Genomic DNA, 16,544 nt, shown 5'->3' on the forward strand with positions numbered 1-16,544 from the left:
CTCCCGAATTTTACTATTAACTTTTAGCTCAATTTCACTAAATCAACCAATTGATTAATTGTTAACCGTTTGATTATCATTAGTTTGTTTAAAAGTCGAAACTAATGTATAATAAAATTGTGTTAAAAGAAAGATTAAATTGAATTTTGTCGTTGTTAATAGTGTTTTTGCGATTTTATTAGTCTTGATTATAATTTCTATTAGTAAAATTCACTTTTAGCTGATAATAAGTGAGTTAAAGAATGTGATTTATCGTTGTAATACTCTTGAAATTACTCTTCATTTACTGCTTTTTTTTGCCTACAATCGGTAATGATTTTCTATTATGAAAAGCATGATACAGAGTCAATACAAAAATCACAGCAGCAGCGCTTAAAGCTACAAACTTAAGTTCAGGAATCGTATACCAATGTCGAACAGCAATACCATAAAAGGCCCAGATTCCAACCGCAGCAAATTCACGCATATTTCTATTGAAAATCATAAATATGTAAATAGCAGTTCCGATTAATATCATAATTATTGTCCAGGAAACTTCAGATAATCCACCAGACCACCCCATGCTATATAAATATGCTGATATATTTGCTATAGTCGCAACAGTTATCCAGCCTGAATAAATGTCTAATGGCCACCAGATTGATATCATATATGCGACCGGGACACTTTTATGTTGCATATTTAATTTTAATACAGCTGTTAAGAGCGATACCAGTATTATGACCATAACCAGAATTGATAAACCGGTATATTCCTTAAGCCATACATATACCCATAGTGAATTGGCAATATTAGCAACTATTAAATATGGTATTAGTTTTTTTATGGTAGGTTCGATATTTCCTCTAAACCCTTGAATTACCAGATATACAGCTTGAATTATTAAACAAAGATAAATTATTCCCCAAATGGCAAAGGTGTAACTGGCTGGGGTAAATAAACTATCATATTTATTACTGACGAGCCCTACATTTTTACCATCGATAATTCCTGTGTTTGACAGGTAGTTCCAGTAAATTGTTCCTGATAAAATTAACAGATTGATCAGAGGTAGAATTCTGGTAGTTTTCAAATGCAATTAAGTTTTGTTTTCAGAAGGTAATAAAAAACTTAATTCAAGTCAAAAGATAATTTTCAAACTAGACAAATTCTTTTCTAATTACCATTTATAATCAGTTGAAAACTTATCTATTTGTTTTGGGGAATAGTTTTCACCCATCATCAAATTAATTTTTGGTTGAAGGAACCAAATACCCAAAAAGTAGAACCAAATCATTAAAAATTCTCCGACGTATTCCGAAAAACTCACCGGACGTTGTAATTCGGCAGTTTTAAAAGTTTTTGAGGCAAAATAAATATTATATATACCACAAAATGCCATAAATAAATGTACGGGTATTATGATTCCTAATATTATAGGAAATGAGCTTTCATTGTGAAGATAGTCGTTAGAAATAGCTGTTACCAAGGCTGTTAAAAATATCAATAAATATATTACAGGGAATATAAGTGTAAATTTAAAGACATTGGTACTAAGTCTATATTCCACAGGGATTTTACTTTGAAGGCCTTTCCCTACTGACCAATACCAGGCAAAAAGAACTCCTAAAGGAAGTAAAACTAAAAACGGAACAAAATATATAATGGGAAATAAAGCTTTATGGCTTGGTTCAATATGGTTAATGCCTGCCAATACTATATATCCGATTACAACTATCTGAAAGAGAAATGGAATTCCATAAATCGAAATGAATAATTGCCAGTGTTTCGCATTAAGAAATTTCTCTTTCATGTCCAAAGTTATATTAGGGTCTCTTTATTATACGATTTTCAAGTGTTTCCGGTTTATATACCCGGTTATGTGGTTTTTGGTAAAGATGAGTGTCATTTATTTGCTTTGGGTTTATTAATAGCTTCATTATAGTTTAATGGACTAATATTTATTAACTTATTTAAAGGATTACATCCTCTAAATTAAGGAGGTGATTCAAACTTCATCCTAACTCTATACGCTGTATAATGATTCATGCCTAAAAGGTTATTCTTCATAATGAAAATGATTTTTTCTTTAGCGATTATGCTTTTCGCTAATGATTGTTTAGGTCAAAATTCTGATTCTACAACCACTCCATTTTTAAAAGGGAAATGGATCTCCGGATTATCAGGAACGATTAGTTCTGGAACAACAATTAGTGATACAACCACTCAAAGAGGATTTAATAACAATTATGGGATTAACTTATCTACAGGTAGGTTTATGAAGGACAGGCTTTTAGTCGGAGCGATATTTAATGCAACAAGGCAAAACTCCACAGAAATTATTGAAAGGAATGCTGAGCAACTATTTGTTGGGCCGTTAGTTTCATACTATATCTCTAAAAGTGAACAGGGGTCATTATTTTTTTCTTTGTCACCAGGTTATTCCTCATATCTTGATGAAATAGCAATAGTTCGTAATGGGATCCGTCAGGGTGAAAAAGTGAAGGGAGATGGTTTTGCCATTTATTTTAGATTTGGATATGCTTATGCAATACATCGGAGGATTTTACTTGAACTTGGTCTTAATATTACTAATTCATGGATTAATGCAGAGAGAATTTCCTTTCCTTCAAATGACTCTTCTCAGGATAAACTTCAATTAGGTTCCTTATCCTTTTCTTTTGGGTTTAATGTGCTTCTTGATGATTTCTTTTTTTAGTAATGAAAAGGTTGATGACCATATTGATAATATTTTTTTCTTTTGGATGTTTTGCACAAAAGGAAGAAGCTATTTATCGGTTTGATACTGCCAGGCTGAAGAAAATAGAGTTTGTAGCCTTGCCTGTTGTTTTCAGTACTCCGGAGACAGGCTTTGGGTTTGGAGGAGGTGGCCAGATATTTATACCGGGGCAAAGTAATATTTATAATAACAGGTTGTCTAACATGTTATTTACGGCTATTTACACTACCAATAAGCAATTTATTTTAGATTTAAAGCCACAGCTTTACTTCGGGAAAGGCAATTACTTTTTTGATATGGCTTATAAGTTCAAGATTTATCCAAATCAATTTTGGGGTATTGGTCCAAATACCCCGGAGTCTAATGAAGAGTCATATGATATGACTTCACATGAATTCAGAATAGCCCTGCTAAAACGACTTCCCCCAAATCTTAATTTTGGCTTTGAGTACATTTATCAAAACCATAATGTTACCGAAGTAGAAGAAGGTGGAATTCTTGATCAGAGAAAAGTATTGGGATATGATAAAGCTGTTATTAGCGGGCTTGGGGTAATCTTCAATCTGGATAGTCGTGATGATGTATCATCTCCGTTTTCAGGACATTATTTACAGATGAGTGCCCGGTTTTCAAGTGAAGTCTTTGGAGCCACAACCGGGTTTAATAAAATAATAACAGATTTAAGAACTTATTTTCCTTTGAATGACCGAAGTATTCTTGCTGCTCAATTTTATTCTGAAAATACCTTTGGTGAAGTTCCGTTTCAAGGAGCATCATGGTATGGAGGAGGTGACAGAGCGAGGGGATATTTTAAAGGAAGGTTCATTGAGAATCAGATGTATGTTATACAGGCTGAATATAGATTAAGGTTTCATCAACGATGGACAGTAGCCGGATTTGGATTAGTCGGAGAGGTAGCTCAATATTCCAGAGAATTTTTCTCTAGTTTAAAGCCTGCAGTAGGGGGAGGGATTCGATTTAAAATTAAAAAAGATCAATCTACTGTTGTTCGCCTGGATGTAGGGGTTGGAAAAGAACAAGGTGCTAATATTTATTTTGGTGTAAATGAAGCTTTTTGACTTTATCAAGTTTAGAATTTTTCATTTAGAGAGGGTAATTAGAATAATTATTTATTGTTCTATTTGAGATCTTTTTGATAGATTCCAAAGTCTTTTGCAGATCCTTTTCCGGGTTATTATAAAGCATTTTAAAAAACTGCTGTCTGTCTTCAGGGTAAAACAGTTCATAATGAACCGGAATGCCTATGTTTTCATAACAATTACCCCATGGATCAAAATACAATTCATTAGATATTGAAAAGTACCATCCGTTAGGAAGTTGCTTTTCCAGCGCATCAGAAATAGCTCCCTGTGTAGGCGAACCAATTCTAATAAAATTATCAAGACTCATTGAGCATAAGGCCAGGAAATCAGTAGCGCTGGCTGATTGTTGGGAAGTAAGAAGATACACTGGTTTTAGGTATGGGTCTTGAGATGCAGGTAAATAAATAGGAAGTGGTTCTGTTAGTTTATTCCCTGCACGGGCACATTTACTTGCAACAAGTTTGTTTTGATCATTAAAGTGTCTTAAAATTTCTATACTAACATCATCGTTTCCTCCTCCGTTAAATCTAACATCCAAAATAACCGCAGGTGTATTTCGTAGATCACTGATTGCCCTTGATATTATTTTTTTGGTTCCTGCTACTTCTGCATTTGTAGCTTCAAATTCAGACAACTCAGAAATATGATTTAGGTAGGCATCAACAAATCCAAATTCTTTTACAACTGAATCGGGTATGTTTAATTTAGCGTTGAGCCACATAGCGTTGACCTGAAGATATCCAAATCCATTTTTCATTATTCCCCAACGTATAACTTTAGAATCTTCAGTCAAGTCAGAATCAAGATAGGTACTGGCAATTTTTGAGGCAACAACAAAATCTCCAATTTCCTCAACTTCATGAGAATTTGATGATGTATTAGACGTTCGATCTATAACAACATTTACTGGCTCAATATAGCCGTGATTATCTTTTATAGTATCAATTAGCTCTTCCATTATTTGGTATAACTCAGATTCAGAAGTGCCTTTGTTTATTTTTTCTTTGAAATCGGGTAAAATAAGCTCAAAATCTATGTAATTGAGATCAAAGTAGGCGTAATGCTCATTTATAGTTTCTCCAAATACCTCAAAAACATATTCTGGATCTACTTTCCTCAAACTGTCTTTACATATTTTTGGAAGGTTATTAATTCTTACGAATTTGTAAATATCAAATCCGATCGAGTATAAAAGTGTATCATTTTTGATTGAAATTGAAGTACTTAATTTGTCAGTTTGTCCTTCTTTTTTAAGACCGCAGTACGTTGTAGTGTAGTCATAGAAATGGTAGTCTGATGAATCGATAACCAGAATTCTTCCATAGCCAATTGATTGCCAAATTCCATTTTGGTCAATTACTTCATTATTTACTTTTTTATTATTACAACTTGAAAGAAATAAAAGAAGCAGGCCAATTACGCAAATAGTTTTAAGCCCAGGACCCATAATAACAAATTAAGGAGGTTTATTATATAGATTCCCAAACCTTTAGACAGGTTGCATTCCCTATAGAATTATTTTTTAGTCAGTTGAAAATTCTGATATTTTGATGAATAATCTGGATACATTAAAATATAGTCCATCCAAGTCCAGATCATTTTCTTTAAGAGATAAATAATCGCAGGTTCCAATCAGGCTTTGTTCACCACCAAACTCAAAACCCACAATATTTAAAATAAAGTATTCATGAGCAGTATACAACACATGAAAAGCTGACTCCTCTTTTAGTCCGTTACCTGTACTGAAAATTGCATCCAGAATAATGTTTAATCTAACTCGAATCTTATTTGCCATTTCTGTTTTGCCATTTGCATAATAGAAATAGTAAAGGTTATCATGAAGGTGAAGATTAAAAGGTTCATATTTAAATACCGAATCTGACATAGCAATGAATTTGTCAGATTGAAGGAAGATACTATCTGGTAGGCTTAAAATTGCTCTAATACTATCCATATAATCAGGTGAGTCATAAGGAGAGTAATTTTCATGGAAGAAATACCCGTAATAAAGATGTCTGCTCTCATTAAGAGAAAGAGTAGAATCACCTTCTAAGAACCTTTCCATTAGCCTGTTGTAAAACAGTCCTGAAGTAGAATCATTAATAGATGATTCAATTCTTTCGTAATCTGGTGTGGAATATTTATTCGATTGTGAAAATAAATTAAATATTGAGCCAAAAATGATAAGAATGTATATTGAAAATTTCATTGGTTAGTTTCCGGGTTATAGTATTTCAATTATACGCTCTTCAATACGGGTAGTTTTGTCAGCTTTAATTTCTGTAGTTTCTACAGAGAAAATTAACCAGCCAGTATTATGAACTCTGGAAATAGTGAATGTATCCTTTGTAATTTTAGGAAGCTCACCACCTTCAGATAAATATGCTTTCATTTCTGAAATGTTAGAGCTCATAAAATCATAAGTCGCTTTTGTAAGTTGTTCTGAATTCAACGATTGCTCCATGATTAAATCATAGGTATATTCTTCAAAATCGATAGTATCTAGCCAAAATGCTATTCTAGAATCAAAAGGTTCTCCACCAAACATATTAGGAACCTGAATGTCTCCATAATAAGTTTCTTCTTTTTCAAGAACGATTCCATGGAATAGATGATATTGTTGAATGTCCTTAATAATACCATTTTCAAATGCTTCCTTACTCATAAACATGTTTTCAACCTCTTCAATCATCGGTTGGAACATTTCTTTATCCTTCCATTCTTCTTTTAGAAAAGCTGTAGTCTTTTGGACTGATTTTTTTACCTCATTATAATTAATGATTTCTTTGAATATACCTAGTTCATCGGTTGTAAATCTGATAACCATTCCTTCATAGACTTCATTTAATTTATCAATAAATTCATTTTCATTAGAAGAAGAATAATTGCTGTATTTCCATTCTATGGTGTATGATTTTTCAGTAGAATCAACCACGGTTATATCTACATTATAGGTTAGAAAACTTCTATTTGTAGTGTCAGTATCTATAATTTTGAATTTTTCTTCTGAAACTGCATAAGAATAGGTTTCATTTAAATCCCAGTAAGATATTACCTGGACAGATGAGTCTTGAGAATTGATCTGTGCAAAACTAGTTGAAAGACAGGATATTAATAGGTAAAAAAACAGGTTGCTTTTCATCTTAAAAAATTAATTGATCATAAATTTAGCGAAATAATCTTTTAATGATTATTCTTTTTGATTCAGTAACCTATTTTTCTTTCATTAAGAATGTAATAATATTCTACAATATATGGATAAATGTGTATCCGTAGAAAATGAAAAAAGCCACTTTTTATCGTGGCTTAGGTGTTGTTTTTTTATAGAGTTAAATTATTGAGCACATGTAAGGTTAGGTTTAGGAGAAGTCCAACTAGTTGCTCCAGATGCAAATGAGCTACAATCTTCTACCTGGTCGACATCCCATGAAGATAAATCCTGATTAAATGAGGTTGCATTGGAAAACATAAGTGACATATTATTTACATTACTCACATTCCATGAGGATAAATCCTGATTAAATGAGATTGCATTATAAAACATACTAAAAGTACTTGTGACATTGGATACATCCCAGTTGGAAATATCTTGATTAAAGGATTTGGCAGAACTAAACATTCCCCCAATGTTTGTAGTATTACTTAAGTTCCAGTTTGAAATCTTTTGATTAAATTTTTCTGCATTTTTAAACATATTGCCCATATCTGTCACCTTACTTACATCCCAATTAGAGATATCTTGATTGAAAGTTTTCGCTCCAGAAAACATAAATGACATAGTTTTAACATTACCAACATTCCATGTAGAGATATTACTATTGAACGAATGTGCTGAGGCAAACATGCCATACATATTGGTCACCTTACTCACATCCCATTGAGATAAATCCTGATTGAATTTGATAGCTTCTTCAAACAACGACCCCATATTAGTCGCATTACTCACATCCCAACCAGAAATATCCTGATTGAAAGATGAAGCTTTTTCAAACATGCCATACATATTAGATACATTGCCAACATCCCAGTTTGATATATCCTGATTGAAATCTGCAGCTCCATAAAATATCCACTGCATTCTAGTGACGTTGCTTACATCCCATGAAGAAATATCTTGGTTGAAATTAGTGTCATTCCAAAACAAGGCGTCCATGTCAGTAACTTTTGTTGTGATGATATGGGTAAAATCATCGTTAATTTTATCCATATCATATAGCATGGTTCTATCAACGATTTTATACATCTCTCCATTATATGGGTATTCCTTTCCGATTTCTGCCTCCGGAAGACAGTATAATGTCACGCCATTTTCAGCTACTTGGATAATGGTTGCACATCCATTTTCATCTACAATCATTCCCGGTTCGGTATCCCTGCAATTATCCAGGTAATCAGGAACTCCATCTTCATCAGTATCAGCCGTCTTATCAATAAAGTTAGCAACAAGGTTAATGTTACTTGTCATCAGGACTGTAATTGGATTGTCCCTTAAGGTTTTATCACCTGTCCAACCATCAAAGAAAAAACCTTCTTCAGCAGTTGCAGTAACAATGATTGTTTCTCCTGATGTAACCTTCTTTGTTGAAGGATTTACAGTTCCGGAACCTTGTACCTGAGTTGTTAAGGTGTAAGTTGTAATGGCATCATCTTCTTTACAGCTTGATATGCCCATGATAAGAGCTAATAAAAAAATGTAATATTTGTTCATTTAAATAAGTGTTTTGGTTTTATGCTAATTAAAGTTCAAAAATTCAAAAAATTAGTTTAATAGCTTTATTTTGATTAGTAATTTATCTAGTGATTCTACTTTATTATTAGTTTAGCTCCATGTAAAAAATGAAAGTACAAATGTAAGATTTTGTCATTGAAATGAAAAAAAGTTTAATATGTTTTGAAAATCAATGGATATGTATTTCATATAGCTATCATTAAAAAAAGTAAAGAAAAAGCCAGAAAAGAAAAACTCTTCTGGCTTTGGATAAGTGCTTAAGGTAAAAGATATAGCTTATTAAATATCCTTATGCATAAGTATTCTTTTTATCTAGGCTATCAACTTCGATAGCCCTTCAAAAATTATAAGTTCTTTTCTTTAATAATTTCTAAGACATGGTCTAATGCCTTTTCTGATTCTACTTCGATATCCGGTGCAACTCCTACCTTATCAATGCGGTCACCATTTGATGTTTGATAGTCTGCACAAGGAATGAATACTCCATATTTTTCATTTATAGGGAAAGTATAAGCACTCAACATTGCTCCAGCTGATTTTTGACCGATAAGAGTTGCTATTTTCTGGTCTTTGAAATAGTAAATCAAAGGTTCGCATGCACTTGCAGTATGCTGGTTTATCAAAACATAAACATTTCCTTTGAAAACTGGTCCATCGTGACCAGGAACAGCCATTCTAAATGCAGCTTCGTTTTGAAACATTTGAGTAAAACCTGCATAGGTGAAATCCTGAAGGTTAGGAAATGAAGCAATGTCTTCTTTAGTTGCTGATCTGTGTTCCTTTTCAAACCATTTTCTGGTTAAATAAACTCCTGCATCAATATTTTGGCCTGTAAGGAATCTTCCAAGTACTACAGGTGCATCAAGAGTTCCTCCACCATTATTTCTTAGGTCAACAATTAAGTTTTCGTATTTGTCGTATCCGATTTCTTGTAAAATTCTGACCATTTCTGATGCATTTGTTGCAAAAGACTGGACTCTTAAATATGCAGTTTTTTCATTGATTTCTTTCCAGCTGAAGTATTCAGATTCTTCAGAAGAAGTTTCAACATCAGAAGAATTATTGTCTGAAGACGTTGAAGGTTTCACTGGCTTTAAGTAGAAGTGAGTAAATGAAAGGTTTTTTACTTGTGTATTAAAGTGAGTTACAAATTGGTCTTCGTCTAGTGCCAGTGTGCTTTCAGAATACATATCTTCTTTAAACTGAGAGAAGGCTTTGTCTTGAAGCCAAGCAGGATTAGCTACATTTTGTTCTAGAGATTTAAATATATTATCTAATAGATCTTCTCTTTCTGAATTGTTTTGAGCGTATAAAGAAAGTGTGAAAAATGTCAGTAAAATGGCTATTAAATTTCTCATGATTTTGATTGTTTTTGTGGTAAAGTAAATTGGTTGAAATTGATTGTCAAAATGATAGTGACAATCATGAATGTTTTGTTATAAAATTGAATTCTATGTGATAAAAATGAAGTTTAGGGACGAATTTGAAGGTGGTTTTTTAACGCTTTGAAGTGTTTTGGAGACACTGGAATATCACCTTTTATATGATTAGCCGTTACCCAGCCTTTTCTTGAATTCCCTGAAATGCTTTCGATATAACTTGTGTTTAATAAGTAAGATCGATGGACTTGCTGAGCTCCGGGAATTTGATCTATTAAGCTTGAAAGTGTAGTTCTTATAACATGTTTTTGGATTTCTTTATTGTCATCTAAAATTGATATTTCAACATAGTTGGATTGTGATTGTGCTAGAATGAAATCTTCCTGTTTAAAGCTGATTTCTTCATTGTTGTTACTCCCACTTATTCGGATAACTTCTGAATTGTTAGATGGTGTCGCTGAAATTGTAATTTTACTGAATTTTGACCTGAGAAAAATCCAGAAAGGTAATACAATCGGAGCAAATGGAAGCCCATACATTTTTACCCATCCATACAAGTAATTCAGGTTAAAGTCGTCATTGTTAATAACTATGGTATTGTAAGCAAATGAAAGTGATGACATCAGTATGAACCCAAATATTATTGTTATTATTTCATCTATGAGAAACCATTTCTGGTTTCTTTTTTTGAAAATGAAAAGTTCAGGGATATGGATAAGTATTACAGGTGCTATAATACAAAGGCTATAGCCTGTTAGTTTTAAAACTTTAAATGAAACAGTTTGTGAATAGGTATCAAAAGGCTGTAGAAATACTAAAATAAAAACAATAATCAATGAAAGGATAATTCCGATTAGGATAGTCGATATCCAGGAAGATGTAAAAGCTATTGACCTGTTTAGTTGAAAAAACATAATTGATTAAAAAGTAAATTCCAGACAATAATAATAGGATTTTCTAAAAAAGTAAATCAAAAATTTAGTTCAAATATCTAGTGATAATTAACTCGTTTAGATTCAGGGGAATGGCTTAATATATTGTGCAGGATATGATTTGTTGATGCCATTTTTTTAGACCTGATTATTTCTATTGATTTAATCTCGAAATCAAGAAACCCTGAATCTCAATAAAGTTTTAAGCTTTTCAGTTGGAACTTTTCTAAAATCTGAAAGATAAATCTCTCTGTGAACTTTTGATTTTCTTGCAAGGTTGTTTTCAATGGTAAACTCTTCCATAATCTTAAAACTGGTTGGTTCGTTGTCAAAACTTCCTATGTGAAGCATTTGCACACATTTACCATCTGTAATTGACTCGAATTTGACTTTGTCATATAGCTCTGAAGGATTTTTTTTCTTGGATAATTCAACCATTTCTAGGAAAAAGGCTTCGGAAATGAAGTCTGGCTGACGAATCATTAATTTGTAAACAAAATCTTCTTTGTTAATGGTACCATCAAAATTATTTTTTGCCTCATCATTTAAGTCCCAGATGCCTTCCAAAGGATAAACTGTGTAATCCAAATAATTGCCGGGCTTGTCAGATAATTTCTTAAGTGTCATTTTGATTGCATAGGCAATTGGGTAAAGGGTGCTGATTCTATCGCTAAATGATTGGTTTTCCGGACTTCCTTGTCCTGAAATTGTTATGAATTTAAATGCCGGGACATCTATAATTTCCGGTTTCGTTTTTGGTAGATAAAATTGCTTTTCAGATTTCCTCCATTCATGCTTTTCCATAGTTAGTTGATGATTAGTTTAGTTGTATAGATCGTAGTCTTCTCTTTGAGTAACTCTGGATTTTATTAATCCTATTTGACCTGAGTGATAAATATCGTGATGGATGATTCCTTCAATTAATGAGTGAAAATTGTATTCCTTTCCAGGAACAATTTCATCCAGTAACTCATCATCTTTTGCAGAAAGAATATCAGTAATTTCTTGTTGCGACTCAAGTAGCTTTTTGATTAAGTGATCCCATTCAGTTTTATTTTTAATTATAGTGTCAGGCCAATCCATGGCAGTGTTCAGTTTTATGTCAAAGTCAGCATTTCCTTTTAATTTCTCAATTACAAAGATTCTCCATTGGATTATATGTGCAATAAGTTTTGCAATTGAGTTAGAACCTTCAACCTGGTCATTAACAATATCGTGATTTATTGATTTTATTTTAGTCATTAGTGATTCCCCATACCAGGGCTCACCATCAAAAGTGATTTTTAAAGTTTGAATGACATGCTGCAATTTTGAGCTCATAATTCTTGGATTTTTTTACTATTCAGTTAATTGAATTTGTTTGTAGGCTATCTCCCTGGCTTTAATAAATGAATTGACAGATCTGGTGATATCTTCTTTATTTGTTACCCATGAACATACACTGATCCTGATTACTCGTTTGCCTTTCCATATTGAACCACCGACCCAGCATTCTCTTAATTTTTGAACCTCTTCTATTACTTTGTTAGTTAGTTCCTCAGTTTCACATTGAACAATAACTTGATTAAATACCACTTCATTTAATACTGAAAATCCTTCAGCTTTTGAAATTTCATTAGCAAACTGAATAGCTCTCTGGTTAAGGTTGTAAACCATTTGGTCTACCCCGTTTTTACCAAGATATTTAAATGTTGCCCATAGCTCAATGATTCTTGCTCGTCTTGACATTTCAGGAGTGTAGAACATTCCATCACGGTCTTTACCCTGGATAATATAGCCACCTGACATGTGTAAAGATGACATTAAAGCTTCCTGGTCATCACACATAATTATTCCGGAATCATAAGGAGTGTTTAGTGTTTTGTGACCATCGACCGCCCAGGAGTTGGCATGCTCAAACCCTTTTGTTAGGTGTTTTAGTTTTTTAGTAGCTCCGGCCCAAAGTCCGAAGGCACCGTCAATATGTATCCATGCTCCTTGGCTTCGGGCTTTTTCGCATATTGAACTAAAATCATCAAAGGATCCACTGTTTACATTTCCTGCCTGAAGGATAAGAATAGTGTTACTATCAAGTTCAGGTATTTTATCAGGGATTATCCGACCTTCTTCTTCAGTATCCACCCACTCAATATTTCCTTTACCCAAGCCATTTAATGCAATAGCTTTTAAAACTGTTGAATGGGCATCTTTTCCAGTTACCACTCTGATTTTCGGGGCTCCGAAAAGTCCATTTTCATTAAAATCCCAGTTGTTATTTTGCAATACACGATACCTTGCGGCTGCAAGTCCGCAAAAATTTGCCATTGAAGTACCACTTACAAAACCGGCAACTGTTCTGTCAGGAAGACCGAATAGCTGAGTCAACCATTTCTGGACTACCGTTTCAAGCTTAGAAGAAATCGGAGATAAAACCTGCATAGCAGTATTTTGATCCCAGAAAATTGATAGGTTTTTTGCAGCCAAACCGGCAGGTACAACACTTCCATTGACAAAACCAAAGTATCGCCCACCAACCTGTGCAACTGTAGCTGGCGAACCATATTTATGAAGCATTTCAATAACTTCATGAGCATTCCCCGTATCATCAGGTAGCTTTTCTTCGAATGCACTTAAATTTTCAAGTGCTTCTTCAGTTGGATAGACATTTCTGTCTAGTACTTTAGAAAGATATTCTAAACCAAAAGATTCTGCTTTTTTAAAAAGTGATTCATCCTGAAGTTCAGAGAGCATCTGTTTTTGCAGTTCACTCATATTATTATATAGTAATACCCAGGGAGGGCAGTTTTGACATAATTTTTCATCAATTTAGCTTAACTATAAATAATGACAAATAAATATCGGATGAATGGTATGCTTAGTTTTCTTTTTCAGGGTCTTATTAGCCCTTATTAGGGATTTGCTGAATATAAATTTCATCTGGTTTATTTAAAAACCGTTCATCAGTCATTCCTGTTCTGTTGAAGAATATAATACTACCTAAATTTAATGAAGGGTAGATCCTGATTTCGCTGTAATAGCCACCGCCACCCCCGGCATGACAATAATAGTCATAACCTAATAATGCACCTTTAAACCATGAAAGGCACATTCCGGAATGTCGGGTGTTTATAGTGGAATTTTCTTCAAAAAGAAGCTTTTTATAATGATTAGAAATTAATTGACTATCCTCCTTTAATAATTCCTGGATATATTTCATAAATGCTGAAGGCTTTCCGATTAACCCCCCGTAGGCAGCACCATTAACATAAAAGGAGTTGAAAGGAATCCACTTACCTTCAGGTTTGTTCATGAACTTTGAACCGTCAATAAATAATCCCAGGATATATCTGGTAAGAGAATATCTTTTGTGATAGCCTTTAGCATGGTGCTCGATATCGCATATATGAAAAGATAAATCATTTTTAGTCAGATCTAATTTTTCAATGATATAGGTAGATACATAATCTTTATATCCAATTCCTATTGTGACATGAGGGTTATATTTATCTCCACTTGAGCTTTGTGTAAACTTATTTACATAGTCAACAGTGGCATCCATAATAGGAGTGCCATCAGGTTGTGGCACAAAGGCAGTTCCTTGTCCGTTAGGCTCGGTATATTTTTTCATTAAATCCACTACCTGATTATGAAACTCCATCAAATTACCTTTGTCAACAGTTATTCCTGCCAGACCTTTGTCGTCAAAAGGTATGTAGTATAATCCATTAGCTGTCAATTCAGCTTCAGACAAATTGCTTTGGGAGATGAGGGTTTTCAATTCAGCTTCAATTTCCGGTAGGGCTGATTTTTTAACATAAGCCTGAATGATTGTCACATGCGGTTGATGACTTGCATCGAGTTCAAAGCCTTCTGCATAGTTATCACGAAGCTGGTCATTAAATACTTTTGAAGTGGCTAGCATAGCGTTATCCGGGTCTAATAGAATGTCAATGGCAATAACCTCATCACTAGTGACTGATTCCGAAGATTGAATTGTTTCTTCTTCGCTATTTTGATTGGTAGAATTATTACATGATGAAATACAAATGGCTATTATGAGAATAATTTTAGATAGTGGTTTCATAATTTGATTCTAGTTTGATTGATATTATTAAACCTTAGTTTTAATTGTGGTGGAGGTTCAGGGTTCGTTAAGTAGCAGATTTTTATATGCTTAATAACTTATTATATAATTTATTTTAAAATAACTGATAGAGCAATATCATGTTACAGTTTTAAGTTCTAGGGGATTAATATTGTTCGTTTAAATAGTGTTGAATCATTTATTCTATAAAGGAAGTTATTTGATTGAAAAACCAGATATTCAATTCAATTTATGGTCTTTTATTTAAGGATCATTACTATAGGTCTAAACAGTATTCCATCAGCATCTTTAATGTTTATTGGCACTCCACAAAAAATCATATTTTGCTTATCTAATAGTTGATCAACATTAATAGTTGCTCATAAATAGGTATTCCTCTGGATAAAAACGAATGATGAATTGGGGCAGCCTTTATTATGTCAGATTTAGCATCTACAGATACTGTATCCGTTAAACTTGCTACACTTAAAGCATCTGTTCCAAAGGCTCGAACAGGTTGGCTAAATATTCAGAAGCTTCATAAGTTAATGTTATGACTAATGAGAGAAACGCCATTTTATATGTTAAGCTAAATTTCATGGCTAAATTTTTTATTTGATGCGGAGATAATTGATTTATAGATTTTACATTATCTTATTAAAGTTAACATACCAGAAAGATAAATAAAATACCGACTATCTGGATTGAAGGTTTAGTACTAGAAGAAGGGGGAGGGTAAGAATTAATTGGATTATAATGTTTTGATAATAAATTAGATAGATTAATGTGTCTTGGGTGCATCACCACATTTTATTAAAGGCTGAAGTTTGGCTGACTCTAAACTTCAGATGGAAGGGGATATGAACCATAATTACAAATGATTGACAGGAATTTAGGTATCCTACTAATCCATAAATCCTGATAATTTAATAGTAAGAAGTTATACAATCTAAAAACTCCATCAATAAAGAATTTAATTTACTGGAATGACCTTGCCATTTCTGTCATATTCTATCAGGCGTTTTCTTTTAAGATTTAAATAATACCTCAGTGCGAAAACATGTTTATTGGCCCGGGTAAAGTTCTCTGAGTAGATATTTATATTATAACCATAATTGATGTCAAAATTCCAAAGACCAAGTCCTATTTCAGGCCTTAATTTTATTGCAAATTCACTATTTAAATCGGAATAACAGAGAGCAGCCAGACCTGTATTAAAGAAATATGCATGAATTCTACCTTGAATATTAGGTGCAATAATTAATTCATCAATGTGCGAGAATTCAGATCCATAGATCATTGTTTTAGAAAGTGTAGGGAAACCCCCTGCTTCAAATATATGGCTCTTGTAATATCCTACTTCTCCAAATAAATATTGTGAATAATTAATGCCGGAAATAATGCCATGATCAATCCATTCAGATGAAGTTACTTCACCAGCAAATGATGTGGTATCATGCTTTATTGTGGTATTTTGAGCTAACAATGTATGATAAGAAAAAATAAGTAATGATAGTAGAAGAGTAGCTAGGATTTTTTTCATGTACAGTTTGTTGATTACTCAGGACATAAGGTTGCCAAAATCTATGATTGTTTAAAAAATGCATAGTTGATATCCA

Annotated in this window: 15 protein-coding genes; 2 read left to right on the forward strand and 13 right to left on the reverse strand. The window is 33.0% G+C overall.

Annotated elements, in window-relative coordinates; all coding sequences use genetic code 11:
- Positions 1–283: 283 nt before the first annotated feature.
- Together HH304_RS04245 and HH304_RS04250 are read right to left on the reverse strand one after the other, a co-directional pair.
- Positions 284–1,072, reverse strand: a complete 789-nt coding sequence (locus HH304_RS04245; protein WP_169678219.1) for a tryptophan-rich sensory protein — start codon at positions 1,070–1,072, stop codon at positions 284–286.
- 87 nt (positions 1,073–1,159) lie between these two features.
- Entirely contained in the window at positions 1,160–1,792 is a 633-nt protein-coding gene (locus HH304_RS04250) for a hypothetical protein (RefSeq protein WP_169678220.1), read from the reverse strand.
- A 258-nt stretch (positions 1,793–2,050) separates the two neighbouring features.
- Here HH304_RS04250 and HH304_RS04255 point away from each other — a divergent pair, with 258 nt between their 5' ends.
- Both HH304_RS04255 and HH304_RS04260 read left to right on the forward strand, forming a co-directional pair.
- A complete protein-coding gene (locus HH304_RS04255) occupies positions 2,051–2,698 on the forward strand; it encodes a hypothetical protein (protein WP_169678221.1) in 648 nt (215 codons plus the stop codon).
- Between the two features lie 2 nt (positions 2,699–2,700).
- Positions 2,701–3,798 carry a BamA/TamA family outer membrane protein gene (locus HH304_RS04260; protein ID WP_169678222.1) on the forward strand — a complete coding sequence of 366 codons (1,098 nt, stop codon included), beginning with the start codon at positions 2,701–2,703 and terminating at the stop codon, positions 3,796–3,798.
- 25 nt (positions 3,799–3,823) lie between these two features.
- Here the strand turns inward: HH304_RS04260 and HH304_RS04265 are convergent, their stop codons facing one another.
- The 11 genes from HH304_RS04265 to HH304_RS04315 form a co-directional block, all read right to left on the reverse strand.
- Positions 3,824–5,269 (reverse strand): S41 family peptidase, encoded by a 1,446-nt coding sequence (locus tag HH304_RS04265; protein ID WP_169678223.1) that lies wholly within the window; start codon positions 5,267–5,269, stop codon positions 3,824–3,826.
- A 75-nt stretch (positions 5,270–5,344) separates the two neighbouring features.
- Positions 5,345–6,031: a DUF4919 domain-containing protein gene (locus HH304_RS04270; protein ID WP_169678224.1), complete on the reverse strand. Its 687-nt coding sequence runs from the start codon at positions 6,029–6,031 to the stop codon at positions 5,345–5,347.
- 15 nt (positions 6,032–6,046) lie between these two features.
- The gene (locus HH304_RS04275) at positions 6,047–6,964 is read right to left on the reverse strand and encodes a hypothetical protein (protein WP_169678225.1); all 918 of its coding nucleotides are present in this window, start codon (positions 6,962–6,964) and stop codon (positions 6,047–6,049) included.
- Between the two features lie 192 nt (positions 6,965–7,156).
- Entirely contained in the window at positions 7,157–8,530 is a 1,374-nt protein-coding gene (locus tag HH304_RS04280; protein ID WP_169678226.1) for a BspA family leucine-rich repeat surface protein, read from the reverse strand.
- A 365-nt stretch (positions 8,531–8,895) separates the two neighbouring features.
- Entirely contained in the window at positions 8,896–9,909 is a 1,014-nt protein-coding gene (locus tag HH304_RS04285) for a S41 family peptidase (RefSeq protein WP_169678227.1), read from the reverse strand.
- Between the two features lie 113 nt (positions 9,910–10,022).
- Entirely contained in the window at positions 10,023–10,844 is an 822-nt protein-coding gene (locus HH304_RS04290) for a LytTR family DNA-binding domain-containing protein (protein WP_169678228.1), read from the reverse strand.
- 192 nt (positions 10,845–11,036) lie between these two features.
- Positions 11,037–11,666, reverse strand: a complete 630-nt coding sequence (locus tag HH304_RS04295; protein WP_169678229.1) for a GyrI-like domain-containing protein — start codon at positions 11,664–11,666, stop codon at positions 11,037–11,039.
- Between the two features lie 18 nt (positions 11,667–11,684).
- Entirely contained in the window at positions 11,685–12,182 is a 498-nt protein-coding gene (locus tag HH304_RS04300; protein ID WP_169678230.1) for a DinB family protein, read from the reverse strand.
- A gap of 18 nt (positions 12,183–12,200) precedes the next feature.
- On the reverse strand, positions 12,201–13,613 hold the full coding sequence (locus HH304_RS04305; RefSeq protein WP_169678231.1) for a pyridoxal phosphate-dependent decarboxylase family protein: 1,413 nt from the start codon (positions 13,611–13,613) through the stop codon (positions 12,201–12,203).
- A gap of 127 nt (positions 13,614–13,740) precedes the next feature.
- The gene (locus tag HH304_RS04310; RefSeq protein ID WP_169678232.1) at positions 13,741–14,925 is read right to left on the reverse strand and encodes a 2'-5' RNA ligase family protein; all 1,185 of its coding nucleotides are present in this window, start codon (positions 14,923–14,925) and stop codon (positions 13,741–13,743) included.
- A gap of 973 nt (positions 14,926–15,898) precedes the next feature.
- Complete coding sequence (locus tag HH304_RS04315; protein ID WP_169678233.1) at positions 15,899–16,468, reverse strand: hypothetical protein; 570 nt, start codon at positions 16,466–16,468, stop codon at positions 15,899–15,901.
- Positions 16,469–16,544 lie beyond the last annotated feature (76 nt).

This window comes from Marinigracilibium pacificum, assembly GCF_012926615.1.
In the GTDB taxonomy this organism is placed as follows: domain Bacteria; phylum Bacteroidota; class Bacteroidia; order Cytophagales; family Cyclobacteriaceae; genus Mangrovivirga; species Mangrovivirga pacifica.